The organism is Bradyrhizobium murdochi (assembly GCF_000472965.1).
GTDB classification, from domain to species: domain Bacteria; phylum Pseudomonadota; class Alphaproteobacteria; order Rhizobiales; family Xanthobacteraceae; genus Bradyrhizobium; species Bradyrhizobium murdochi.
Window position 1 is genome coordinate 288,245 of record NZ_AXAU01000008.1, and the last position, 23,156, is coordinate 311,400.

Genomic DNA, 23,156 nt, shown 5'->3' on the forward strand with positions numbered 1-23,156 from the left:
CAAGGCGAAAGGGCCGGAAAACCCGCCAAAAAAGAGCCATTTCGGCCGAAAAAGGCGAATGGCAAGTAGCGAATAGGTAGTCGGGGACCACAATTGCCGACCCCATTCGCTATTCGCCATTCGCCCTCTCTTGAAACCAATGGGTTCCCTGCCCGTTGTCGCCAGCGAGATCCGGCAGGGCGAGGGCAATGGCAGAAGACATCACCACTACGGGGATTGCCCGCCATGGGGCCACCCGCCTGCCGTCGGTCGAGGTCGACAGTTTCAATGTCGAGCTGAAGGACGACGAGGGCTTTCTCGGTGACCGCGCCAGCAAGGGGGCTTTCCGCAAGATCCTGGACGGCTTGCGCAAGCCGCTCAAGAAGAACGGCGATGATCCCTTGGGCAAGAAGTCCGCCGGCGAGATCCCCAAGGACGATCTCGACGAGGCGCTGGTCGGCGCCGATGTCGGTGCCGCCGCCTTGGTGCATAGCGCGATTGAGGAGTTTGCGCAGGAATTGGCTTATGTGACGCGCCGGTTCCTGAAGACCAAAGCCTGGGCCGACACCGAGCGCATCGTGGTGGGCGGCGGCTTTCGGCGGGGCCGGGTCGGCGAGCTCGCGATCGCCCGCACCGACATCATCCTCAAGGCGGAGGGCTTCGAGGTCGATGTGATGCCGATCCGCTTTCATCCCGATGACGCCGGCTTGATCGGCACCCTGCATCTGGCGCCGTCGTGGATATTCGAGGGCCATGACAGCATCCTCGGCGTCGATATTGGCGGCACCAATATTCGTTGCGGCGTGGTCGAGACGCGCTGGAAGAAAGCGCCCGATCTTTCAAAGGCCGACGTATGGAAGTCCGAGTTGTGGCGGCACGCCGACGATGAGCCGACGCGCGAAGGCGCGGTCAAGCGGCTGGTCAAGATGCTGAAGGACCTGATCGCGGCCACAGAGGCCGAAGGCCAGAAGCTTGCGCCGTTCATCGGCATCGCCTGTCCCGGCGTGATCGATGAGGACGGCTCGATCGAAAAGGGCGCGCAGAACCTGCCCGGCAATTGGGAGAGCAGCACGTTCAACCTGCCGGAAGGCCTGGTGGAAGCGATCCCACAAATCGGCGATCACGACACCGCCGTGGTGATGCACAATGACGGCGTGGTGCAGGGTCTTTCCGAAGTTCCCTTCATGCAGGATGTCGAGCACTGGGGCGTCTTGACCATCGGCACCGGCCTCGGCAATGCGCGCTTCACCAACCGGCGCAAGGACAATGGCAAGGACGAGAAGAAGGCCAAGAAGGGCCGGGATTAGTAGCTTTCCGCGGGTAGTAAGGTTGACTGGTTAGGTTAAAACCGGGTTCGCGTTGCCGTTTCGCGCCGCCTTGCTACCGTCATTTCGTCGCTCCGGCTGACCGGCGAAGCCGCACTTCCCGGCCAGGATTTCAAAGCAGCGGCACGGGACCGCCAGTTTTTTGTCGCGTCTGGCGGTCCCACCTCTTTTCCAACAGCCGCCCGGCCCGCTTTTGGCGAATTTCTCCGCCGCGCGCCTTGTCTGCCCCGGCTTCCTCGCCTAGAACACGGCCCGACCGCAGGGCCGAATCCGGCCCGCCTTGGCGCCTGGAGAGGTGGCAGAGTGGTTGAATGCACCGCACTCGAAATGCGGCATAGGTGCAAGCCTATCGGGGGTTCGAATCCCTCCCTCTCCGCCAGCGCGATTCTTGTCCACGCAAGTTGTCCAAGCAGCCAGTAAACGCCCGGAGCGGCAATGAAGATTGGACCGCAGCCGGACAAATGGCTCCGAAAGAAAGCCAAGCAAGGCATGCGCGGCTATCCCGTCGGCACGATCGCCTTCTATGGTCCTGACAACCAGCGCGCTTCGAAAGTTGCCGTTTCTGTCATCCCGCAGGAAGGAGCCGAGCCCAAACTGCACCGGTGGTTTTCGGAAACCGGCGATGTGCGGACGGACAAGACTATTCTCGCCGAGATCGCTGCGTATTTGCGCCAGCATTCGGCGCGGTCTGTAGCGATGGCGGATGGAATCATGGGTTGTCCTCACGAAGAAGGGATCGATTATCCGATGGGCGAGTCTTGTCCCCGATGCCCGTACTGGAAGGGACGAGATCGGTGGACCGGGGAGTTGGATCAGGGTTGATGGTTGCAGGCACTATCTCCGCCTGCACGTGCAACGACTCGATAGCGAGCGTTTCATCCGAAGAGACTAACTCACCGCCTCACAAACCAACTCGCCGCTACCCTGTTCGGTGATCTCCTGGATCTTGCCGTCGACGATGTGGATGCGGCGGTCGGCGCGGGCGGCGAGCGCTGGGTCGTGGGTTACCACGACCACAGTCTGGCCCTGGTCGGCGATGTCGCGAAGGATCGAAAACACCTGTTCCGTCGACGCTGTGTCGAGGGCGCCTGTTGGCTCGTCGGCGACGATGATCTCGGGGCGGTTGGCAAGCGCGCGGGCGATGGCGACGCGCTGGCGCTGTCCGCCGGAGAGCTGGTTGGGACGTTTGTTGGCGTGTTCGCCAAGCCCAAGCGAACCGAGCAGCGTAAGGCCGCGCTCGCGCATCTCGCCTTCGGTCATCCTGCCGGCTGCGCGCATCGGCAGCAGCACATTGTCGAGCGAGGTGAACTCCGGCAGCAGGAAATGAAACTGGAATACAAATCCGCATTTGGTCAGGCGAACGTCGGCGCGCTCCGTCTCCGACAATTTCGAGGTCGGCTGGCCGCAGATCATGATCTCGCCTTCGCTGGGAGCATCGAGCAGGCCCAGAAGATAGAGCAGTGACGATTTGCCCGATCCCGATGGCCCGGTGATGGCGACGAATTCGCCCTTGTTCACCGCCAGATCAATGCCGTTGACGAGCGTGTGCGAAACGACGCCTTCGATGCGGCGAACCAGCTCGACTGCTTGCAAAGCGACTTCGGTCATGATGCTCCCCGGATGATGTCGACTGGATGCACGCGCGTTGCCTTGCGTGCCGGGAAATAGGCCGCACCTGCGCAGCAGAGCAGCGATATGCCGCCGGCGATCACATAGTGCATCGCAGAGTAATAGATCTGCAGCGGAACGGTCGTGCCGGTCAGCGGATTGAAGATCGTGATCTTCGACCAGCCGTAGCAGAGCAGGTAACCGAGGATCCACCCGAACAGGATGCCGACCACGCCGATAATGATGGATTCGATGATGAAGATCCGCCGCACCGCATACTCGCGCATGCCCAGCGATTTCATGATCGCGATGTCCTGACGCTTCTCGTGCGTGATCGTCGAAATGATGTTGTAGGTGGCAAAGGACGATGTCAGCAGCATCGCGCCCATCACCGTGAGCACGATGAAATCGCGCACGGTAAAGGTCGACAGCAGGTCGGCATTGGCTTCCTGCCAGGACACCGACCTATAACCGGTCTGCGCTTCGACCTGCGCCGCGACCTTTTGCGCCGACATCGGATCGTTCAGCCGCAGCCGTAACTGGTTGACGACCCCGCTTTGCCCCATCATGAGCTGCGCCGTCCCGGCCAGCGAATAGATCTGGCTCTCATCGACGCGCTTCAAGCCGGAGCGAAACAGTCCGGCCACCGTCGAATTCAGTCGGGTGCCTTGGCCGCCGACCAAGAGGACGGTGTTGCCGGTTTTCACGCCGAGTTTTTCGGCGAGTGCTTCGCCGACGATGATACCGTTCGGCGCGCGTGAAAGATCGTCGAGCTTTCCCTCACGCATTTGCGAAGCGAGTTTCGAGACCTGAACCTCACGGCGGGGGTCGATGCCGGTCAATGTGATGCCGATGCGTGCGCCGCCGTGATCGATGATCGCACTGGTTGCCACCGAGGGAGTCACGTCGCCGGGTATCCAGGAGCGCAGCGAGCTCATCACCGATTCCGGATATTTGATGCCGGGACGCTTGCCGACATTGGCGATGTCGGCCATTTGGACTGCCGCATATTCCTGCTCGGCGGGTTGCGTTGGCACGGAGCGCCTTTCATCATCGACCGTGATGTGCGGCATGGTGTCGACGAGCTGCCGCAGGAAATCGATCTGCGAGCCCTGCATCAGGCCGGCCATCATGATGGTGAAGCCGACGCCCATGGCGACGCCGGCCATACCCACCAGAGTCTGGCGCACCCGGGCGCTGACATGGGTCCATGCGATGTTGAACAGAAGCTTCACGGCACTTACCGGCTGTTGCTGATGAGGTTGCGACGCGCATCATTGACGACGGAATCGATGTGGGCGGTCATGGCTGCCGAAATCACCGCATCATCGGGATCCGAAGGAGCTGTGGTGGCTGAGGCTACCGCGATAGATTCGGGTGTAGCGGCTGGCTGATCGGTCGGTTCACTCGTGGCCGCGGGCTCCACAGCTTTGGCTGGGTTGCTGTCGATGCGAATCCTGGCGCCGTCGGCGAGGTCGGTGCGGGCGGGCGAAAGCACAGGCGTGCCCTTGGATATGTCGCCGAGGATCTCGATGTTGCGGTTGCCGCGGACGCCGACCGTCACCGGCACACGTTTGATGCGGCCGTCATCGACCATCTGAACCGAACCGGCTGCGACGGCCTCTGCCGGCACGACGATGGCCGCCTGCTTTTCGCGGAAGATGATATTGACCTCGGCCGACATGCCAATTCGCAGCGGGGTATCCTGCGGCAGCCGCAGATAGACGCGGAAGGTCTTGCGGGTCGGGTCGCCCTTCGGCGTGATCTGGGAGACCGTGGCGCGCAGGGCCCTTCCGGGAAAAGCCTCGCTTCGCAGAAAGGCCTTCTGGCCGGTCGCGATGCGATTGATCTCCTCCTCATTGATTTCGGCAACGACCTGCATCGGCGCAGGCGGTCCAACCCAGAACAAGACATCGGTGGGGCCGGCGATCTCGCCGACCTCGCCGTCGCGCCGCAGCACCATGCCGTCGAGCGGAGCTCTGAGCAGCAGCGAATCGAGCCGTACCTTCTGGGCGGCGATCCGCGATTTTGTTTCCTCGAGCTTGGTCCAGCGCTGCTCGTATTCGGTGCGCGCGGCGTCGCTCTTGTCGCGATCCTTCTCGGCGCGCGCCAGATCGCGTTCGAGCTGGCCGCGATTGATCTCCATCTGGTCCAGCGCGCTGCGTTCCTCGGCATCGTCCTGGCGGCCGAGGACCTGGCCGGCCTTCACCACCTGTCCCTCGCATCGGCAAAGCTCGACCAGCCGGCGGCGCTGCAGCGGCACCACTTTGGCCCAGCGCTCGGGCTCGACGGTGCCGGTTCCGTAAACCGCTTCGGAAACCGGCGCGAGGCCGGCAATGCTGGTGGTTACCAACGGTGCACGAAGCAAATGGGGATAGGCGTAATAGCCGGCCCCTGCGGTGGCGACGGCCAGAATGCCGGTTGCGATCAGATGCTGCAATTTCATGGCGCGTCCCCTGACTTAGAAGCCAAACCGCTTGCGCAGGCCCGATGGAACCTGGTCGAGCAGGTCACGAACATCTTCCTTCCTTGCACTCTTCATTGGCCCTGCCGACGTGGCCTTGGGAGATGCCTGCAATACCGTGGTGTTGGGCGCCGGCTGCGGAGTAGCAGGCGACGGCGTGGCGGTGGGCGCCGGCTGCACGGCGGCGGGTGCGGGTGGGGGCGCGGCCGGCGCGGGTTGGTCGGGGCTGTCTAGTGCTCGTTCGATTTTCGAAGCCTTGTCGGAAGCCTTCACGGAGTCCTTTGGCGCGCCGGCAACCCGAACGGCGCGCCATTCTCTTGCGGCCACCACAGCACGGCCGATCTCATCGCTATTCATCTTCTTCATGAGCAGCGACATCAGTTGCCGCGCACCGTTGCGATCCTCGTCGAGCTTGCTCGCGGAAGCGACGATGTGAGCCCAGGTGTAGGCCTTCACATTATCCTTCGCTACGCCGCGCCCGCTCGCGTAGAGGCCGGCAACGATCAGCATGGCGTGGGCATGCCCCTGATCGGCCGCGCGCGAGAACCAGCGAAACGCCTCCTGGTCGCTGCGCGGACGACCGACGCCTGACGAATAGAGCGCTGCGAGATAGAACTGGGCCTCATCATCGCCCGCTTGCGCCGCCTGCTCGTAGCGAGTGGCCATGTCCCGATCGGACGCGGCGTCGGCAAGAGCGGCGCGGGGGGCCGTCAGTACAGCGAGGCAGCAAGCCATAACGACGACGGCTCGCTTCATGGGCCTCGAAATCGCGTCACGAACGCCCGGCTGCCATGAGCGGATTAAGACTGGATCGATCGATGGGAAACTCAGAATGCGCCACATTGCGTACACGCCTTCAGCTTGTGTCTTTCGCCCCAGAAGCGTTCCAAGCCGCGCTTGGCCACAGCACCTCTCGCGAACAAAAGCCTAGCTCACTCGCGCGCTGACAAATGTGCGACCCATCACATATCCAGCTCGCTGCTGCTGGAACCGGCGTGGCCTGTCGTGAATGCATCTGGTGCGACTGCGACCAAGATGGTCGACTTCAGGACGCAGTATTGGCAGGATTGCTCCTGGAGCTGCCAGCATGCCCATCGGCGAACTCTTCATTTTCGGCTTCTTCGGCAAGATCGTTCCCAATTGGCTGAAGGAATTTGCGGCCCGCTACGGTCTCGGCGGGGTGATCCTGTTCGATTATTCCTGCCGGACGCGAGAATACGACAACAACATTGAATCGCCTGAACAGGTGCAACGCCTCTGCGCGGAGATATCCGCGCTGCCGTCGGGGCCGATGGTGTTCATCGACCAGGAAGGTGGATTGGTGCGGCGGCTGAAGGAAAGCCGCGGGTTTGCACCGCTTCCCAGTGCGAGGGAATTCAATCTCCTGGCACCGGATCAAAAGCGCGCGATCCTCACCGCGAGCTTTGCCGAGATGCGGCGGCTCGGCATCCACTATGATTTCGCGCCGGTCATCGATGTCGACTACAATCCCGACAACCCCAATATCGGTAGGATCGAGCGTTCCTATTCCGCCGACATCGCCGAGGTGGAAGCCAATGCGTTGCTGGCAAGCGAGGTGGCGCGGGCGCAGCGCATCGGCTTGTGCCTGAAGCATTTCCCTGGCATCGGCGGCGCGGTGGTGGATTCGCATCAGGAATTCATGGATATCTCCAAAACCCTTCGCGGTGAGCAGGAAGAGCTGTTCTATTCGCTTGCGCCAACAATGTTCGGCGATGCCGTGCTGGTCAGCCACGCCATCGTCAAACAATGGGACGACCATTGCCCGATGACGCTGTCGGCGGCGGGACTTGGCCGCTTGCGCAAGCGTCTTCCGGATACGCTCTTGATCACCGACGACATGCAGATGCAGGGATTGCAGAAGGCGTTGGGCACGCGGGAAGCCAGCCTGCAATCGCTCAAAGCCGGCATGGACATGCTCTGCATCGGCAACAATTTGTTCGATCAGGAACAGGAGATGGCCGGGATTGCCAAATACATCGCAGACAGCCTGCGCGAGGGAACCTTGTCCGGTTCGGCGATCGAGAGATCGATCGCGCGTGTCGGCAAGCGAAAGGCGCTCCTGACGGCCTGACGCGGTGGGCCCCGAAATCCGAAGCACATCGGGCGGACAATGTGTTTGCGTTGGCAGACCGTTGAGACTACAAGCGCTTTTCAACAGAAAGACCGACGATGGCCCATAATTTCGCGATCAACGACGACGTCCATCACCAGCAGCAGGGGCCGCAGGGCCGCGCCGTGGCGAAGGAACGAAGCGTCTACACCATCGTTTCCTGCCTGCCGATCGAAGCCGACGGCCGCCCGCGCTACCGCATCCGGAGCAAATCCGAGAATGTCGAGCGCGTCGTGACCGAGGAGCAGATCTCCAGGCTCGGCTGACCTCAAGCCTACTGCGCCTTCTCGTGCGCTGCGATGCCGATCGCCTTGTAATCGTAGGTCGGATAGAACTCGGTGCGGTAACTGCCCCAGGCCGTGTTCTCGAGGATGCGGTTGACCTCGCGCAATCGCGACGCCGGCAGCCGCAGCGTGACCACCTGTCCGATGCCCATCATGACATACCAGCTCACGACTTCGACGCCGTCAGGCGGGAAAGCCTTGTAATATCCCTGCCGCTGAAGCTGCGCGTTGAGTTCGCTCAGGGGCCGCGACTGGTCATGTTTGAGGAATACGGTGAGCATCACCGCGTTGTCGGCCGTCGGCGGGGCGTTCTCCGCCGCTGCCGGTGCGCTTTGCGCCGCCACGCCCGAGCTGAACGTCAGGACGCCGGCCAGCACGGCCATCGCCATCCATAATCCCTTTGCCTGCGACATCGCGGTCTCCTTTTTGGATTCGTTGCGGGATGATTTTGGGCCTCGATCATTGCGGGGCTGCCGGCGCATGTAATCAGGGCGATGCCGCGAGCAAGCCGTCGCGCGGAACGGGCGTCGAGGGGAAGGGAGACGCCGGCTTGGGGCGCCGACGGGAAATCACACCGAGGAGCGGCTGAGATCCATTAACAAAGCAAATGCTCTCACCGTTAAAATACGGGACCAGCGGCCAGCGGCACCTATGTTCGGATCACGCATTCTGGCCGAAAACATCCGATCTCGAGTGAGTTTGGCCCAATTTGGTCCGGCGGCGAGACGCGCCGGGGAATTTCTCCGTATTCTTACTGGTTAAGAAATTAACCATGATAGAGGGTGGAACCGATAAAATAGTTATATGTCGGGACAAGACCATCGCGCCGCTGATTCGCACTTCACGAAGTGGATGGAAAACATCACACCTCTCGAAGAGAATCCTGAGATCGTCCAGCTATCCGCCGCGCGCTCGCGTGCCGCGGAAGAGGCGGGAGCGGCGATCGCCCGGCAGTTGAACGGTCCGCTGACAGCGCTGCTGCTCTACATGAATGAGATCAAGCAGCACAGCCACCAGCTTTCGCAAGGATCCGGCAACCGGCTCTATCTGCAACAGGTGGTGGAGAACGCGCTTCAGCAAACCGAACGCGTCTGCGCGCTGGTGAAGCAGATGTCAGACAATCATCCGACGTCCGACGCCGTTCGCAAGCAGGCGAGCGAGGGCCAGGTCGGCCGACCCGCGGATGGCGCCCGCAGGCCGGGCCTGATGTTGGCCCCGGGGTCAGGCCAGAAGCCTCTGACCAGGCGCGAGCGCGAGGTGCTGAGCCTGATCAGCGAAGGTTGCTCCAACAAGCAAGGCGCCTTGCGGATGAATATCAGTCCAAGGACATTCGAGAGCCATCGCGCCGAGGCCATGCGCAAGCTTGGCGCCCGCAACACCGCGGATCTGGTTCGCAAGGCGCTGCTGCAGCCCGCCTGATTCTTCCCGAGGCGATGCCTGCGATGCGCGGCTGAGCGGCGCGGTTTGCGCTGCCGGAATCGGGGCGCTTGCGCGCCCGGCTCACGCGACCCGTCGCCGCGTTCAGGCGGAAAGGAAAGGCTTGGATGTCCGGACGGCCGAGCTTGCAGGTCGACGGCCAGTGGCGCCTAAGTTGTGGTAGCGGGCTCAAGCTCGACATGGCCAAGCAGGCATGAACGCAGGGTTTCGATCTCCGGACAGTCCGCGGTGCCGAGCGGGCCGATCAGAAAACCACCCTCTATAGGTTCGCACCTATAGCCAGGATACCGCCGCAACCTTTCCGCGATCACTACATCGACCTTGCCCTCGAGCAGTTCGTCCAGGCCCGCCGGCTGGCTGAGGCGAATGGCTACCTGGGGCTCGGCCTGGCGGAACTGCGCCAGGCGCGTCCGCAATCCATCAAGGTCGAAACCCGCATGTACCCCGATATGCAGCAGACTTGTGACGCCCTCAGGCCTGAGTTCGGCAGTGGCGTCGGCGAGGCAACGAAACGCCTGACGTACCCGCGTCAGATAGGTTTCCCCGGCAGAAGTCAGGATCACCTGCCGCGTTCGCCGCTCGAATAGTTGCACACCTAGCCGTTCCTCCAGCAGCCGGACCTGCTGGCTGACGGCACCGGCAGTGACGTGCAGCTCATGGGCGGCCTGCTTGAAGCTGAGATGGCGGGCGGCGGCCTCAAAGGCGCGCAGGGCATTGAGTGGCGGCAGCAGATACGTCATGGCCGAGTCCGAGCTATGCGACGGGGCGCAGGGTGCATGAGTTTCGCTGGTTCTACAAAGGAGAAATCCTGCTTTGTCGCGGGTGAAGGCGGGCCGTACCTATGGCCGACTTAGACGCAAGCCCCGAGGAAACCTGCCATCGTGCCGCCTGAACTGCCGTCGATCGAGACTTCATATTCCTGGACTCGCCTCGTCGTCTCCATCACCCTCAGCACACTTGGTTGCGTGGGCATGTGGTCTCTCGTCGTGGCGCTGCCGGCAGTGCAAGCCGATTTCAACGCGCCTCGCGCCGACGCGACGCTGCCCTATGCACTCACTACCATCGGCTTCATGATCGGCGGCATCATTGTCGGCCGATGGGCAGATCGATTCGGCATCTTGCCGCCACTCGCCGGGGGCACGATCCTGATGAGTCTCGGCTACGTCCTCACTGCATCCGCCCCGAGCCTGCTCGTCTTCGCGGTTGTCTCCGGCGTCACGATCGGCCTCGGCGGCGCAGCGAGCTTCGCGCCCTTGGTGGCCGACGCCTCGCTTTGGTTCGATAGGCACCGCGGCCTTGCCATTTCCCTGGCTACCGTCGGCAGCTCGCTTGCCGGCGTGGTCTGGCCACCAATCATTCAACACTTCATCGCTGCGGTCGGCTGGCGGCAGACCCATATCGGCATCGGCCTATTCTGCCTGGCGACGATGCTGCCGCTCTCGCTGGTTCTGCTGCGGCGGCCTGTATTCCACAAGGCTACGCTCGAAGCGGCGAGCACCGGCAGTACCTACCAAGCCATAGGCTTGGCTCCGAGCGTTACCCAAGGTTTGCTGGGCTTCGCCGGCCTGTGCTGCTGCGTCGCCATGTCGATGCCGCAGGTCCACTTGGTCGCCTACTGCGGCGATCTGGGATACGGCACTGCGCGCGGCGCCGAGATGCTCGCGGTCATGCTCGGCTTTGGTGTGGCGAGCCGTCTGATCTTCGGCTGGGTGTTGAACTTTATCGGCGGGCTGCCGACCTTGCTGCTGGGCTCGGCGATGCAGGCCATCGCGCTCGCGCTTTATCTGCCGTTCAACGGGCTGGTCTCGCTCTACGTCATTTCCGCCATTTTCGGCTTGGCGCAGGGTGGCATCGTCCCGAGTTATGCGGTGATCATTCGCGAGCTGTTCCCGGCGCAGGAGGCGGGTCTTCGCGTCAGTCTCGCCATCTCGGTCACTCTCGCTGGCATGGCGCTAGGCGGCTGGCTGGCCGGTGCGATCTACGACTGGACCGGTTCCTATGCAGCGGCGCTGGTCAATGGCATCGCCTGGAACATCATGAACATGGCGATCGCAGTCTGGCTGCTACACCGGCGCACTCTGCCGAGGCGGTCGGCGGCAAGTCGACAACAGATATTGTCAGCTTGACGCGGCGGCTTCCAAAAAAAGAGCGTTCGGCAATTCGCTAGCTTACGCCGTCACAGGGCACCTGCCTCCGCACGATTAGTAAGCCAGACGGGTAACTATTATTGACAGCCTCTCGGCGCGCATGTATAGTTAGCCGTATGGATAACTTATCATCGAGTCTCGACCTTGTGTTCGGCGCCCTTGCGGACCCAACCAGAAGAGCGCTCCTTGAGCGTCTGGGCGAGGGCGAGGCCTCGATCGGGGAGCTCGCCGAACCATTCGACATGGCGCTGCCGAGCCTTATGAAGCACGTCCGGGTGCTTGAGGCCGTCGGTCTCGTGGAATCTCAGAAGAGTGGGCGCGTTCGCACCTGCCGGTTGAAGCCGGCCGCCATGACCGATGCTGAACGTTGGCTGGCCGGGCAGCGTGCGGTTTGGGAAGCGCGCCTGGATCGGCTCGAGGCCTATGTGAAGACAATTGAGAAGAAGCCCCGGAAGCGAAGGTTGAAACGATTGAGTTCCGCAAGCGGCGGGCGCCCCTCGCTGCGGCCACGATCTCCGGGAGTTCGAAAGCGTCATTGACGCTCCTGTCACATGCCCACCCTCAAAGGATTTGATCATGACCTCGCCCAGCAACGCCGCGCTCTCGCAATGGGCGCTCGATCGCGAAATCGTTCTCTCGCGGGTAATAGATGCGCGGCGCGACGTTGTGTTTTCTGCCTGGACCGACCCGAAACATCTGCCGAACTGGTTCGGGCCAACCGGTTTTAAAATCGAGACCAAGGAGATCGACATATGCGTCGGCGGTCTGTGGCGCTTCGACATGATCGCACCTGATGGCCAGCGTTTCACCAACCGGATGATATTCCGTCGTATCGAACGACCGACTCTGATCGAGTTCGATCACGGAACGGACAGCGATGACGATCCGGGGCGGTTCCGGACAACCATCACTTTCGACGAACAGAGCGATAGCAAGACCGTGATTACGTTGCGTCAGTTGCATCCAACCAAGGCGCAGCGCGACGCGGGCATCGGCTTCGGTGCAGTCGAATATGGTTACCAGACGCTTGAAAAGCTCGCGCGCCATGTCGATGCCCTGAAGGGCTGAAGCAGAGGAGAGACGAGACGCAATGCGACGTTTGGTGGTTTGGAACGTGATGACGCTCGACGGTTATTTCGAGGGTAAGAGCCCGTGGGACCTCGGCTTCCTTGAGACGATCTGGGGAGACGAGTTGGAGGCGTTCTCGCTCGAGCAGGGCAGGGAGATCGGCACGCTGCTTTTCGGACGGCGGACCTATGAGGGCATGGCCAGCCACTGGGCCACAGCGACTGGGGCGGTGGCCGACATGATGAACTCGGTCGAAAAGGCGGTAGCGACCCGCACGCTAGACAAGGCGACGTGGAACAACACGCGGCTCCTGAAGGGCGATGCGATCGAGGCGGTCAGGAGTCTCAAGGCGGAGGACGGCAAGGACATCTACGTGTTCGGCAGCGCGGATCTGCTCGCCTCGCTCCTTTCCGCCGGACTCGTCGACGGATACCGCGTTTGCGTCGCCCCGGTGGTGCTGGGCGGGGGCAATCCCCTCTTCAAGCCGCAGGCCCAGCAGGTCAAGATGCGCCTCGAAAGCGCACGCCCGCTCAAGATCGGCGGGGTGGTCCTGACTTATGCAGTGAGCGGCGAAGCGTAGCAGGCGAAGTTCGTCGCAATCATCGAGCGGCCCGCGGCCGGCCATGTGCGTTGGGAACCGCCACTTTCCATTTTCCCTGGCGATCGCGCGCGAGGCTGACGCTGTCGATGCGGATGTGATCGCCCAGAAAGCCGATGAACGCGCGCACACGGGCAGGCAGGGGACCGCCCTGGCCTAGATAGACGGCATGAATATCCTCGCAGTCACCTGGGTTGAAATCCTCCAGAACAGGCACGAGACGGCCCGCCTCGATATCGGGACCGATATGAAACAGGGCAAGGCGCGCAAGTCCCGCGCCGCCGAGAGCGAGAAGCCGCGCGGCCTCGCCATCGCTTGCCCGCGCGACAGGCGGAGGTGACAATGACTCAATGCCTTTGCCCTTACGAAACGGCCAGCCCTCGACGATGCGCGAGAAGGTCCAGCCGATGCCTCTATGGCGCGCAAGATCGCCGGGACTGCGAGGAGCTGCGTGCCGCGCAAGGTAGTCCGGCGATGCCACAACGGCCATTCGGCTCGTACCGAGCTTGCGCGCCACGAGGCTCGATTCCCGAAGCGGGCCCACGCGTATGGCGATGTCGGCGCGCTCTTCCAACAGGTCGATGACCGTGTCCGAGAGCATGATGTCGAGTGTGACCTCTGGGTTCTGCGCAAGGAAGCGAGGCACTAGCGGCATCACGTGACGCATCCCGAACGGGACGTTGCTATTGACCCGGAGATGGCCGCGGGGACAGGCGCCGGCCGATGCCTCGCGCTCGGCCTCGTCCATATCGGCCAGAATGCGCATGGCCCGGTCGTAGAAAGCTTGCCCCTCGGGCGTGAGCTGTAGCTTGCGCGTTGAGCGGTTGATGAGGCGTGTGCTGAGCCGCGCTTCGAGCCGCGACACAAGCTTGCTGACGCCCGAAGGCGTCAGCTTGAAGTCGTGTGCCGCCGCAGTGAATCCGTTGAGGTCGACGACCCGCACGAACACTTCCATCTCGGCGGCACGGTTGGTTTCGAGGCGAGGCATGATGAATTCATCTCATAAATGAATGGAATTGTCGCCCTCTAGTTCCAGATGACGCGACGCACCATTATTGCCCGGTCATTGCTGATCGGGAGCCAAAACCATGCCTGTTGCCGTCCTCGCCCTTACCGCTGGCGCCTTCGGCATCGGCACGACCGAGTTCATCATTATGGGTCTGCTGCTACAGGTCGCGGCCGACATGCAGGTCTCCGTCTCGACCGCCGGCCTGTTGATTTCCGGCTATGCGCTCGGGGTTTTCGCCGGCGCACCGATCCTGACGCTCGCCACGCGCCGAATGCCGAGAAAGGCAGTGCTGCTGGCGTTGATGGCGATCTTCACGCTCGGAAATGCCGCCTGCGCAGTCGCGCCCAGCTATGCCGCGCTGATGGCGGCGCGCGTTCTGACCTCGCTCGCGCACGGCACCTTCTTCGGCGTCGGATCGGTTGTGGGGACAGGGCTTGTCGCAAAAGACAAGCGGGCCTCGGCGATCGCGATGATGTTTACGGGCCTGACGGCCGCCACGCTGCTTGGTGTGCCTTTCGGTGCCTGGTTCGGCCTGTTGTTCGGCTGGCGGTCTGCGTTCTGGGCCGTGGCGGCGGTCGGCGTCGTCGCGTTCATCGTGCTTGCCCTGCTGGTGCCGAACCATGTGGGCCGCAACGACGAGAACACTTCGCTGCGCGAAGAGCTGACGGTGCTCGCCCGGCCGCAGGTGCAGCTCGGGTTGGCGACGACCGTCCTTGGCTTCGCCGGTCTTTTCACCGTCTTCACCTATATTCAGCCGATCCTCACCAAGATCACCGGGTTTTCGGAAGCCGCTGTCTCGCCGATCCTCCTCGTATTCGGCGTCGGGCTGTCGATCGGCAACATCGCCGGGGGACGGCTTGCAGATCGTGGCTTGCCGCGTGCTCTGCTCGGAACGCTTGCCGGTCTCGTCATCGTCCTCGTCGTGCTTGCGCTCGCGCTCTCTGCCAAGGCGTCGGCCGTGCTGCTGGTCGGCCTGCTCGGTGCGGCGGCTTTCGCGACCGTCGCGCCGCTCCAGATTCGCGTGATCGAGAAGGCAGGAGCGGCCGGGCAGAACCTTGCTTCCAGCCTGAACATCGCCGCCTTCAACCTTGGCAACGCGCTCGGCGCCTGGGCTGGCGGCGTGACCATCGATCGCGGTCTTGGCCTCGCCGCCTTGCCGGTGGTCGCAGCGGTTATCACGGCCGTCGGTCTCGCGCTGGCGTTCTGGAGCCTGCGGCTCGACCGGAGGTCCGCAACGCCGATCACGTGTCCCGCAGAATAGGAGTGTGGATCATGGAATATCGTAATCTCGGTGCCTCGGGCTTGAAGGTGCCGGTCCTGAGCTTCGGTGCGGGCACCTTCGGTGGCCAAGGCCCGCTCTTCTCCGCCTGGGGCCGCTCGGATGCCGAGGAAGCACGGCGGCTGATCGACATTTGTCTCGACGCCGGCGTTACGCTGTTCGACACTGCCGATGTCTATTCGAACGGCGCGTCCGAAGAGATATTGGGTGCAGCGATCAAAGGTCGCCGCGACAAATTACTGATCTCGACAAAGACAAGCCTGCCGATGGGTGATGGTCCGTTTGACGCAGGCTCATCTCGTCACCGCCTGCTCGGCGCCGTCGATGCGTCCCTGAGAAGGCTGGGCACGGACTACATCGACCTGCTGCAGCTCCACGCATTTGATGCGGGCACGCCCATTGCAGAAGTGCTCCACACGCTCGATGTGTTGGTGCGTGCCGGCAAGGTGCGCTATGTCGGTGTCTCCAATTTCTCCGGCTGGCAGGTGATGAAATCGCTCGACTTAGCTGAACGTAACGGGTGGCCGCGCTATGTGGCGCATCAGGTCTACTATTCCCTTGTTGGACGCGACTACGAATGGGAGCTGATGCCGCTCGGGCTCGACCAAGGCGTTGGTGCTCTGGTGTGGAGCCCGCTCGGTTGGGGCCGGCTCACCGGTAAGCTCCGGCGTGGTCAGCCACTGCCGAAGGACAGCCGCCTTCACGAGACAGCGCAATGGGGTCCGCCGGTCGAGCACGAACGGCTCTATCGCGTGATTGATGTCTTGGACGAAGTCGCGGAGGAAACAGGGAAGAGTGTCCCGCAGATTGCACTAGCCTGGCTCCTGACTCGGCCGACCGTTTGCTCGGTGATCGTCGGCGCCCGGAACGAGACGCAGCTCCGCGACAATCTCGGTGCAGTTGGTTGGTCGCTGAGCGGGGAGCAGATACGGCGGCTGGACGCGGCCAGCGACGTCATGCCGGCCTATCCCTATTATCCGTACCGGACTCAGGCCGGATTCGCTCGTCTCAATCCCAAGCCCGTATGATCCTGCGCGATCGGGGCTGCCGTTCAGCAGAAGTCTTCCATCAAGGAGCGACTGCGCGCCGCGGGCCGCGACGAGCGCGTCGGCTTGGGCTCTTCCGGGATGATCGTGATGGTCCACGCCGCCGGAGCGCTCGACTTGCTTTCCACGATCGATCGAACGTGGCCGGTGACCGCCGATCCGACCGAATGCACGGTTGCAGTCCTGCCATTGAACTGGGCGATACGGAGACGCCGCACTTCTTTCTGATCGCTCGTTTCAAACGTGAACATGAGGGCACTCCCTTGGTCCACGCAACTATCCTCAGTCAACGTTATCCGGAGATGAAAATCTCAAACCGTAGTAGTACGTAGTACGGCTAACTGCGCGTCTGCGGCGCGCAGCGCACTTTCCGGGATGATGTCAGCCGGCTGCGTCGGGAAACACCGCTTCCATCTTGGTCTTCAGCGTTGCGGCGTTGAACGGCTTGACGATGTAATTGTTGACGCCGGCCTTCTTCGCGGCGATCACGTTTTCGGTCTTGGATTCGGCGGTGATCATGATGAAGGGCGTCTTGGAGAATTCCGGGCTGGCGCGGACTTCCCTGAGCAGGTCATAGCCGGTCATCGGCTCCATGTTCCAGTCGGAGATCACGAGGCCGTATCGCTTGGTCTGCATCTTGGCGAGCGCAGCCGATCCATCGCTGGCCTCGTCGACATTCTCGAATCCGAGCTGCTTGAGAAGGTTGCGGATGATGCGGATCATGGTGCTGTAGTCATCGACCACCAGGATCGGCATCGACAGATCAAAAGCCATGGTCGTACTCCGCGCAAACAATATGCCGCCGAACCTAGGTGAATGCGCGTTGCACGCGAAACAGTCTCGAACCCGCACCGGTCAGCACCGTGACAACTATCAGGGCTCGTTGAACAGCGCGTTAATCCCCTGCGGGACCGAAAGCCGCAAAAGCCGCGATTGGCCGTAGTAATACGGTGAGGTGGTTCTGCTGCGTCATAACTCCTCAACCCCTCATCCTGAGGAGCCCGCGAGAAGCGGGCGTCTCGAAGGATGCAGGCCACAGGCGGGGCCTCATGGTTCGAGACGCGCGGAGCCTGTCATCGGGCCGCGCTACGCGCGGACCCGTTGGCGCTCCTCACCATGAGGGTTTATGACGCCGTAAGGGGAAGGACCGTCGCAATCTTCGCGCGCAACGGCGATGCGATGCGTATCTCAGATCGGGCTGCGGCCGTGGTCGATCGCAAGAAGCGATTACGCAGCCTCGCTGTGGATGCGCGGATGCAGCAGCCTCGTGTACTGCGCCTTGACCGTCGCGTAGCATTCGCAGGACGTCTTGATCAGGCCGTCCGCGTTGGTGATTTCGATATGCCCCCGGCTGTAGTGGATGAAGTCCGCCTGCTGCAGCGTATGGGCCACCAGCGAAACGCTGTTGCGGCGTGCGCCTATCATCTGGGCCATCGCCTCCTGGGTCAGGATCAGCTTGTCGCTGCCGGAGAGGTCGCGTGTGTGCAACAGGCATCGCGCCAGCCGGGATTCCACCGTATGCGAGGCGTTGCAGCCGGCGGTCTGCTGGATCTGCGCATAGACGGCGAGGCCATGCCGCGTCAGTGCGGTACGCAACGTCGCACTCTGGTCGGCGGCAGCACGAAGCTGGTCGAGATCGATCGTCGAGGCCGCGCCCGGCACCAGCACCACGGCGGTGTTCAACGCCACGGCGTCGCCGAGGGCAGCGAATGCACCGAAGATGCTGTCGCGGCCGATCATCGCGATCTGGACGTGCTCGCCGCGCGCGAGCTTCACGACCAGCGAGATGACGCCCTTGTGCGGAAGATACGCACGCTTGAGCGTTTCGTCGACTTCGACCAGCACCATTTCCTGGCTGAGATCGGTGGCGCGCAGATGCGGGCGGATCAATTCGAAATCGTCCGCGGTCAGCGAGGACAAAAATCCATTCGGAGAACGAGGGGCTGAATCCAAAGCAGTCTCCTGCCTTACGGCCAAGCCGGTCTCTGGCGTCTGCTGTCTACAGTCCGAACTGCAGGATGATCCTTGCACATTATATTGGCAAGAAAAACTGGCGAACGAGGTTGATGGCACCGGCGCATCGCCTCGGCCAGGTGGGCTTTGACCCGCTCCGACGCTTAGCGCTGCAAGCACAGCGATGCGAACGCGCCGCCGGCAACCTTGCGAACATATTCGAAGCAGCGACCGCGCGACTTGCTGTGTGGCAGGCTACCTACAAATTCCCAATCCGAATCAGCCCAGGTTGTGGAACCGCGCTTATACACTGTAGAGGGCAGACAGGGTAGCCTGTTTGCGGCGGACAATGCGGTAGCGCTCTGATTCGCAAGATAAACTGCCGCATGATCAGCCGAGAGGTTCCCTTTGTGGAACTTCATGACCGTGTGGACGGAGCGCGTCCTACGCTGCAAGGGAGGTGGATCATACGTCGCCCCCACTGCGATTGCGACTGAGGAATGATTGGACTGAATTCGCTATCCGCTTCCGGGGAGCTGACATGACACGCGTTCTCATCGTCGATGACGATCCCATGGTCTGCACGGCCATCGAGGTCTATCTCGAACGTCACGGCTTTGAGGTGACCATAGCCGATGGCGGCGAAGCCGGGCTCCGCGCGCTGGAAGACTCCGGCTTCGACCTGATGCTCGTCGACATCTTCATGCCGCACATGCGCGGCTTCGAATCGATCAGGATTTTCCACGAGCGCGCGCCGACGATCCCGCTCGTTGCGATGTCGGGATACGCCTTTGCCAATCTCGACTCGCCGGCGCCGGACTTCCTGCGCATGGCGCTTGAGCTCGGCGCCGCGCGCTGCCTGCGCAAGCCGTTCACGCCGGGCGCGCTCCTGGCGGTCGTCAACGAATGTCTCGCCGAAGCCGGCTCACGTTTCAGCGGCGTCGTCCAGTCGAGCTAGCGGCTGGCGAATACCGCGCCTCTACGTGGCCTTACTGCGTCATAACTGCTCAAACCCCTCATCCTGAGGAGCCCGCGAGAAGCGGGCGTCTCGAAGGACGTAGGCCACAGACGGGGCCACATGGTTCGAGACGCGCTTCGCGCTCCTCACCATGAGGGGCTGATGACGCAGCAAGATTAATGCGAGCCATCGCCGTGAGAGCCGTAGTCAGCTACTCAGGAGTCATTTCTCCCCGCAGTAATCGCCAGAATTTTTGCGAGCCGCGGTCACGGCCACTTAACCGTACTTTTACGGTTTGCTGCTTAGGTCAGCTTTAACCATCGGCACTCCAGTGTCCAATTGCTGCAAATCAGAGCCGTCAAGTTGAGGCATTGTTAAATCTCGCTCTGTATTGCTGGCATGGCCAAAGAAATGGCTTCGAAACCAGAAGGAAATAGACATGTCAGGCATTGTCCTCTCCGCGTCGGTTCGTCAGAACCTCCTCTCCCTCCAGTCGACCGCTGATCTGCTCGCCACCACGCAGAACCGCCTTGCCACCGGCAAGAAGGTCAACACGGCCCTCGACAACCCCACCAACTTCTTCACCGCGCAGTCGCTCGATTCGCGCGCTTCCGACATCAACAATCTCTTGGACGGCATCGGCAACGGCGTGCAGGTGCTGCAGGCCGCCAACACCGGCATCACCTCGCTGCAGAAGCTGGTCGATACCGCCAAGTCGATCGCCAACCAGGCGCTGCAGAGCGCGGTCGGCTATTCGACCAAGTCGAACGTGTCAGCGACGATCACCGGCGCAACCGCCGCTGACCTGCGCGGCACCACGACCTATACGAATGCCCAGGCGACCAGCAATGCCCTGTACTCTGGCGCCGCTGGCGGCACTACCGCCGCTGTAGCCGGCACGACCCTTGGCGCTACGGCGGGAACGGTGGTTGCATCGGTCGCCGTCAACGATAACGCCACGGCTCCGGCGGCTATCACGACTGCCACCAAGCTTTACGGACCGGGCGGCGGCGGCACTGCAGGTCTCACGACTCAGGCTGCGACATCATTCAACGATGGCGACGTCTTCACCGTCAATGGCAAGACGATCACGATCAAGGCGGCTGCTGCTCCGGGCGCCGCCACGCTCTCCGCTGGGCAGAGCAGAGTGGGCAACGTCGTCACCGATGGAAGCGGCAACTCGACCGTCTACCTCGGCGACCCCACCGCAACGAACTCTGCAGCGGATGTCGGCGACCTCCTCAACGCCTTCGATCTCGCGAGCGGTGCGCAGTACGTCGATACGGTGGCGGCCGGCGTGGCTACTTTGGCCGGTACGGGCAGCAGCATCGCCGGCGGTATCGTGACCCTGAGGAGCTCGACCGGTGCCGATCTTTCGGTCACCGGCGAGGCAGACAGCCTCAAGGCGCTTAACCTTACGGCTGCGGTTGGTTCCGGCGACACGACGATCTCCGCCGCCCGCGCGACCGCCGCCGCCAGCCTCGGTAACCTGATCACGGACGGCTCGACCCTGATCGTCAATGGCAAGACCATCACGTTCAAGAATCAGAACGCCGCCGCGGAGGGGGCAGTTCCGACCGGCTGGGGTGTCACCAACACCAACCACATCACCGATGGCAATGGCAATTCCACCATCTTCCTGCAGGGTGGTAAGGTTGAAGACGTTCTCACCGCGATCGATCTGGCGACCGGCACCAAGACCGCGAGCATTGCGGCCGGCGCTGCGACCGTCTCCCTCGCGAGCGGTGCAACGGCTTCGTCGATTGCCGCGAATGGTACCCTTAGGATCAGCACGGGCACGGCGAACGATCTGGCGATCACCGGTACCGGCAATGCGCTGTCTTCCCTCGGCCTGACCGGCGCGACCGGAACGGACACCAGCTTCACCGCGGGTCGCACTGCGGTGCCTGGCAGCCTTTCCGGCAAGACCTTGACCTTCACCTCCTTCAACGGCGGTACGGCGGTCAACGTCACCTTCGGCGACGGCAGCAACGGCACGGTCAAGACCCTCGATCAGCTCAACGCCGCGCTTCTGGCCAACAACCTGAACGCGACGCTGGACTCGACCGGCAAGCTGACGATCTCCGCCACCAACGACTATGCGTCGACCACGATCGGTTCGGCGACGTCAGGCGGCGCGATCGGCGGCACGGTCACCAGCGCGATCAGCTTCACGACCGCGACGGCTCCAGTGGTCGACGTTGCCGCGCAGACGGTTCGCAGCGGTCTGGTCAACCAGTTCAACGGCATCCTGCAGCAGATCACCACCACCGCACAGGACGCGTCGTTCAACGGCGTCAACCTGCTCGGCGGCGATCAGCTCAAGCTGACGTTCAACGAAACCGGCAAGTCGACCCTGAGCATCACCGGCGTCAACTTTGATGCCGCCGGCCTCGGTCTGGCGAACCTGACCAGCGGCACCGACTTCATCGACAACTCCGCGACCAACAGGGTGATCTCCAGCCTGAGCTCCGCTTCGACGCTGCTGCGCTCCCAGGCTTCTGCCTTGGGTTCGAACCTCTCGATCGTGCAGATCCGTCAGGACTTCTCGAAGAACCTGATCAACGTGCTGCAGACCGGCTCGTCGAACCTGACGCTAGCCGACACCAACGAGGAAGCGGCGAACAGCCAGGCGCTGTCGACCCGCCAGTCGATCGCGGTGTCCGCGCTGGCGCTGGCCAACCAGAGCCAGCAGAGCGTGCTGCAGTTGCTCCGCTAATAAGCGCCACATACAAGATCAAAACGGCGGGGATCTCCCCGCCGTTTTTTTGTTGTGAACTCGACTCTCTTTCGCCCGCTGCGGCCGGCGCATCACGACATGTTCACCATATCCGTATTAGCACGGACGGTGAAATTAAGTAGCCGTGAAATCCGAAGGGTTATTTCTGGAGAAGACCAGTATCTGAATTTTTAAAAGGCGTGCTCACATGGATGATCTGTTGCGGGAGTTCCTGACGGAGACCAGCGAGAGCCTGGATACGGTCGACAATCAGTTGGTGCGGTTCGAGCAGGACCCGAGCGACGCGAAGATCCTGGATAACATCTTCCGTCTGGTCCACACCATCAAGGGCACCTGCGGCTTCTTAGGCCTGCCGCGACTGGAAGCACTCGCCCATGCCGGCGAGACCTTGATGGGCAAATTCCGCGACGGGATGCCGGTCAAGGCCGAAGCCGTGACGCTGATCCTGTCGAGCATCGACCGCATCAAGGAAATCCTCGCAGGTCTGGAGGCCACCGAGACCGAGCCCGAGGGCACCGACGAAGACCTGATCGAGAAGTTGCATGCGATGGCCGAAGGCGGTCACCATGCGGCGAAAGCGCCCCCTGAACCCGCGCCCGTCGTGGCCGCACCGCCGGTCGCGCCCGCGATGACCCAGGAAGTTGTCAGGGGCACGCTGGTCGAGCAGGTGCTGGAACGCCCGTTGCGTCCGGGCGAAGTCTCGCTCGACGACCTCGAGCGCGCCTTCCGCGAGACCGCGACCGAAGCTGCGCCGGCACCCGTCGCCAAGGCGGCGCCGGTGCCGGAAGCCAAGGAAGCTGCCAAGGAAACTGCGAAGGAAACAAAGGCAAAGCCGGCCAAGCGCGCCGCCGCCGTCGAGGTCGACGGCGAGGTCGCCGACAAGATCGCCAACCAGTCGATCCGCGTCAACGTCGATACCCTCGAACATCTGATGACGATGGTCTCCGAGCTGGTGTTGACCCGCAACCAGCTCCTGGAAATCTCCCGCCGCAACGAGGACACCGAGTTCAAGGTGCCGCTGCAGCGGCTCTCCAACGTCACCGCCGAGCTGCAGGAAGGCGTCATGAAGACGCGGATGCAGCCGATCGGCAACGCCTGGCAGAAGCTGCCGCGCATCGTGCGCGACCTCT

26 protein-coding genes and 1 tRNA gene are annotated in these 23,156 nt (G+C 62.5%); 15 read left to right on the forward strand and 12 right to left on the reverse strand.

The genetic code is table 11. The annotated features are described in order from the left end of the window. The first annotated feature begins 188 nt into the window (after positions 1–188). The 3 genes from YUO_RS40970 to YUO_RS0117935 all read left to right on the forward strand — a co-directional run bounded on the left by YUO_RS40970 (position 189) and on the right by YUO_RS0117935 (position 2,126). Positions 189–1,286: an ROK family protein gene (locus YUO_RS40970; protein WP_035726929.1), complete on the forward strand. Its 1,098-nt coding sequence runs from the start codon at positions 189–191 to the stop codon at positions 1,284–1,286. Positions 1,287–1,593: 307 nt separating this feature from the next. Next, a tRNA-Ser gene (locus YUO_RS0117930) sits at positions 1,594–1,683 on the forward strand. A 110-nt stretch (positions 1,684–1,793) separates the two neighbouring features. Then, positions 1,794–2,126, forward strand: a complete 333-nt coding sequence (locus YUO_RS0117935) for a hypothetical protein (RefSeq protein ID WP_235782743.1) — start codon at positions 1,794–1,796, stop codon at positions 2,124–2,126. A gap of 66 nt (positions 2,127–2,192) precedes the next feature. Here YUO_RS0117935 and YUO_RS0117940 read toward each other — a convergent pair whose 3' ends face one another. Genes YUO_RS0117940 through YUO_RS43835 form a run of 4 tightly spaced genes read right to left on the reverse strand, consistent with a single transcriptional unit; the run spans position 2,193 to position 6,042 of the window. Beyond that, positions 2,193–2,912: an ABC transporter ATP-binding protein gene (locus YUO_RS0117940; RefSeq protein WP_028348535.1), complete on the reverse strand. Its 720-nt coding sequence runs from the start codon at positions 2,910–2,912 to the stop codon at positions 2,193–2,195. After that, positions 2,909–4,147: an ABC transporter permease gene (locus YUO_RS0117945; protein ID WP_028348536.1), complete on the reverse strand. Its 1,239-nt coding sequence runs from the start codon at positions 4,145–4,147 to the stop codon at positions 2,909–2,911. The genes YUO_RS0117940 and YUO_RS0117945 overlap by 4 nt, the downstream gene beginning before the upstream one ends. A gap of 5 nt (positions 4,148–4,152) precedes the next feature. Continuing rightward, positions 4,153–5,358: an efflux RND transporter periplasmic adaptor subunit gene (locus YUO_RS40975; RefSeq protein ID WP_051379488.1), complete on the reverse strand. Its 1,206-nt coding sequence runs from the start codon at positions 5,356–5,358 to the stop codon at positions 4,153–4,155. Positions 5,359–5,373: 15 nt separating this feature from the next. Beyond that, positions 5,374–6,042, reverse strand: coding sequence for a tetratricopeptide repeat protein (locus YUO_RS43835; RefSeq protein ID WP_198028047.1), 669 nt, complete (start codon positions 6,040–6,042; stop codon positions 5,374–5,376). A gap of 421 nt (positions 6,043–6,463) precedes the next feature. Here YUO_RS43835 and YUO_RS0117960 point away from each other — a divergent pair, with 421 nt between their 5' ends. Next, positions 6,464–7,468, forward strand: a complete 1,005-nt coding sequence (locus YUO_RS0117960; protein ID WP_028348538.1) for a glycoside hydrolase family 3 N-terminal domain-containing protein — start codon at positions 6,464–6,466, stop codon at positions 7,466–7,468. Positions 7,469–7,566: 98 nt separating this feature from the next. Then, positions 7,567–7,773 (forward strand): hypothetical protein, encoded by a 207-nt coding sequence (locus YUO_RS0117965; RefSeq protein ID WP_028348539.1) that lies wholly within the window; start codon positions 7,567–7,569, stop codon positions 7,771–7,773. 8 nt (positions 7,774–7,781) lie between these two features. Here YUO_RS0117965 and YUO_RS0117970 read toward each other — a convergent pair whose 3' ends face one another. Continuing rightward, a complete protein-coding gene (locus YUO_RS0117970; protein ID WP_430649548.1) occupies positions 7,782–8,180 on the reverse strand; it encodes a hypothetical protein in 399 nt (132 codons plus the stop codon). A gap of 463 nt (positions 8,181–8,643) precedes the next feature. Between YUO_RS0117970 and YUO_RS0117975 the strand changes: the two genes are divergently transcribed. Further along, positions 8,644–9,210 (forward strand): LuxR C-terminal-related transcriptional regulator, encoded by a 567-nt coding sequence (locus YUO_RS0117975; RefSeq protein ID WP_430649544.1) that lies wholly within the window; start codon positions 8,644–8,646, stop codon positions 9,208–9,210. Positions 9,211–9,377: 167 nt separating this feature from the next. Here the strand turns inward: YUO_RS0117975 and YUO_RS48490 are convergent, their stop codons facing one another. Both YUO_RS48490 and YUO_RS48495 read right to left on the reverse strand, forming a co-directional pair. Beyond that, positions 9,378–9,968: a LysR family transcriptional regulator gene (locus YUO_RS48490; protein ID WP_051379489.1), complete on the reverse strand. Its 591-nt coding sequence runs from the start codon at positions 9,966–9,968 to the stop codon at positions 9,378–9,380. Positions 9,969–10,078: 110 nt separating this feature from the next. Continuing rightward, positions 10,079–10,201 carry a hypothetical protein gene (locus tag YUO_RS48495; protein ID WP_283806413.1) on the reverse strand — a complete coding sequence of 41 codons (123 nt, stop codon included), beginning with the start codon at positions 10,199–10,201 and terminating at the stop codon, positions 10,079–10,081. On the opposite strand from YUO_RS48495, the gene YUO_RS40990 reads away from it, so the two are divergent. From YUO_RS40990 to YUO_RS0118000, 4 genes are all read left to right on the forward strand, one after another. Next, positions 10,170–11,354 carry an MFS transporter gene (locus YUO_RS40990; protein ID WP_235782744.1) on the forward strand — a complete coding sequence of 395 codons (1,185 nt, stop codon included), beginning with the start codon at positions 10,170–10,172 and terminating at the stop codon, positions 11,352–11,354. The genes YUO_RS48495 and YUO_RS40990 overlap by 32 nt on opposite strands. Positions 11,355–11,491: 137 nt before the next feature. Further along, complete coding sequence (locus YUO_RS0117990) at positions 11,492–11,914, forward strand: ArsR/SmtB family transcription factor (protein ID WP_028348542.1); 423 nt, start codon at positions 11,492–11,494, stop codon at positions 11,912–11,914. 37 nt (positions 11,915–11,951) lie between these two features. Continuing rightward, complete coding sequence (locus YUO_RS0117995) at positions 11,952–12,443, forward strand: SRPBCC family protein (protein WP_028348543.1); 492 nt, start codon at positions 11,952–11,954, stop codon at positions 12,441–12,443. A 22-nt stretch (positions 12,444–12,465) separates the two neighbouring features. Next, positions 12,466–13,023 (forward strand): dihydrofolate reductase family protein, encoded by a 558-nt coding sequence (locus tag YUO_RS0118000; protein ID WP_028348544.1) that lies wholly within the window; start codon positions 12,466–12,468, stop codon positions 13,021–13,023. A 19-nt stretch (positions 13,024–13,042) separates the two neighbouring features. Here the strand turns inward: YUO_RS0118000 and YUO_RS40995 are convergent, their stop codons facing one another. After that, positions 13,043–14,029, reverse strand: coding sequence for a LysR family transcriptional regulator (locus tag YUO_RS40995; RefSeq protein ID WP_051379490.1), 987 nt, complete (start codon positions 14,027–14,029; stop codon positions 13,043–13,045). Between the two features lie 100 nt (positions 14,030–14,129). Here YUO_RS40995 and YUO_RS0118010 point away from each other — a divergent pair, with 100 nt between their 5' ends. Next, positions 14,130–15,311, forward strand: coding sequence for an MFS transporter (locus YUO_RS0118010; protein ID WP_028348545.1), 1,182 nt, complete (start codon positions 14,130–14,132; stop codon positions 15,309–15,311). A gap of 11 nt (positions 15,312–15,322) precedes the next feature. Continuing rightward, the gene (locus YUO_RS0118015; protein WP_028348546.1) at positions 15,323–16,357 is read left to right on the forward strand and encodes an aldo/keto reductase; all 1,035 of its coding nucleotides are present in this window, start codon (positions 15,323–15,325) and stop codon (positions 16,355–16,357) included. A 23-nt stretch (positions 16,358–16,380) separates the two neighbouring features. Here the strand turns inward: YUO_RS0118015 and YUO_RS0118020 are convergent, their stop codons facing one another. The 3 genes from YUO_RS0118020 to YUO_RS0118030 form a co-directional block, all read right to left on the reverse strand. Then, on the reverse strand, positions 16,381–16,626 hold the full coding sequence (locus tag YUO_RS0118020; protein WP_028348547.1) for a hypothetical protein: 246 nt from the start codon (positions 16,624–16,626) through the stop codon (positions 16,381–16,383). 130 nt (positions 16,627–16,756) lie between these two features. Continuing rightward, a complete protein-coding gene (locus YUO_RS0118025; RefSeq protein ID WP_028348548.1) occupies positions 16,757–17,149 on the reverse strand; it encodes a response regulator in 393 nt (130 codons plus the stop codon). Positions 17,150–17,602: 453 nt separating this feature from the next. Then, a complete protein-coding gene (locus tag YUO_RS0118030; RefSeq protein WP_028348549.1) occupies positions 17,603–18,328 on the reverse strand; it encodes a Crp/Fnr family transcriptional regulator in 726 nt (241 codons plus the stop codon). Between the two features lie 541 nt (positions 18,329–18,869). Here YUO_RS0118030 and YUO_RS41000 point away from each other — a divergent pair. Further along, positions 18,870–19,286, forward strand: a complete 417-nt coding sequence (locus tag YUO_RS41000) for a response regulator (protein WP_035726933.1) — start codon at positions 18,870–18,872, stop codon at positions 19,284–19,286. A 288-nt stretch (positions 19,287–19,574) separates the two neighbouring features. On the opposite strand, the gene YUO_RS46270 is transcribed toward YUO_RS41000, so the two are convergent. Then, positions 19,575–19,736, reverse strand: a complete 162-nt coding sequence (locus tag YUO_RS46270) for a hypothetical protein (protein WP_156908665.1) — start codon at positions 19,734–19,736, stop codon at positions 19,575–19,577. Between YUO_RS46270 and YUO_RS0118040 the strand changes: the two genes are divergently transcribed. Further along, positions 19,726–22,005: a DUF1522 domain-containing protein gene (locus tag YUO_RS0118040; RefSeq protein WP_028348550.1), complete on the forward strand. Its 2,280-nt coding sequence runs from the start codon at positions 19,726–19,728 to the stop codon at positions 22,003–22,005. The two genes, YUO_RS46270 and YUO_RS0118040, sit on opposite strands and share 11 nt — an antisense overlap. A gap of 208 nt (positions 22,006–22,213) precedes the next feature. Continuing rightward, the coding region (locus YUO_RS0118045) for an Hpt domain-containing protein (protein ID WP_028348551.1) at positions 22,214–23,156 on the forward strand (943 nt) is incomplete at its 3' end.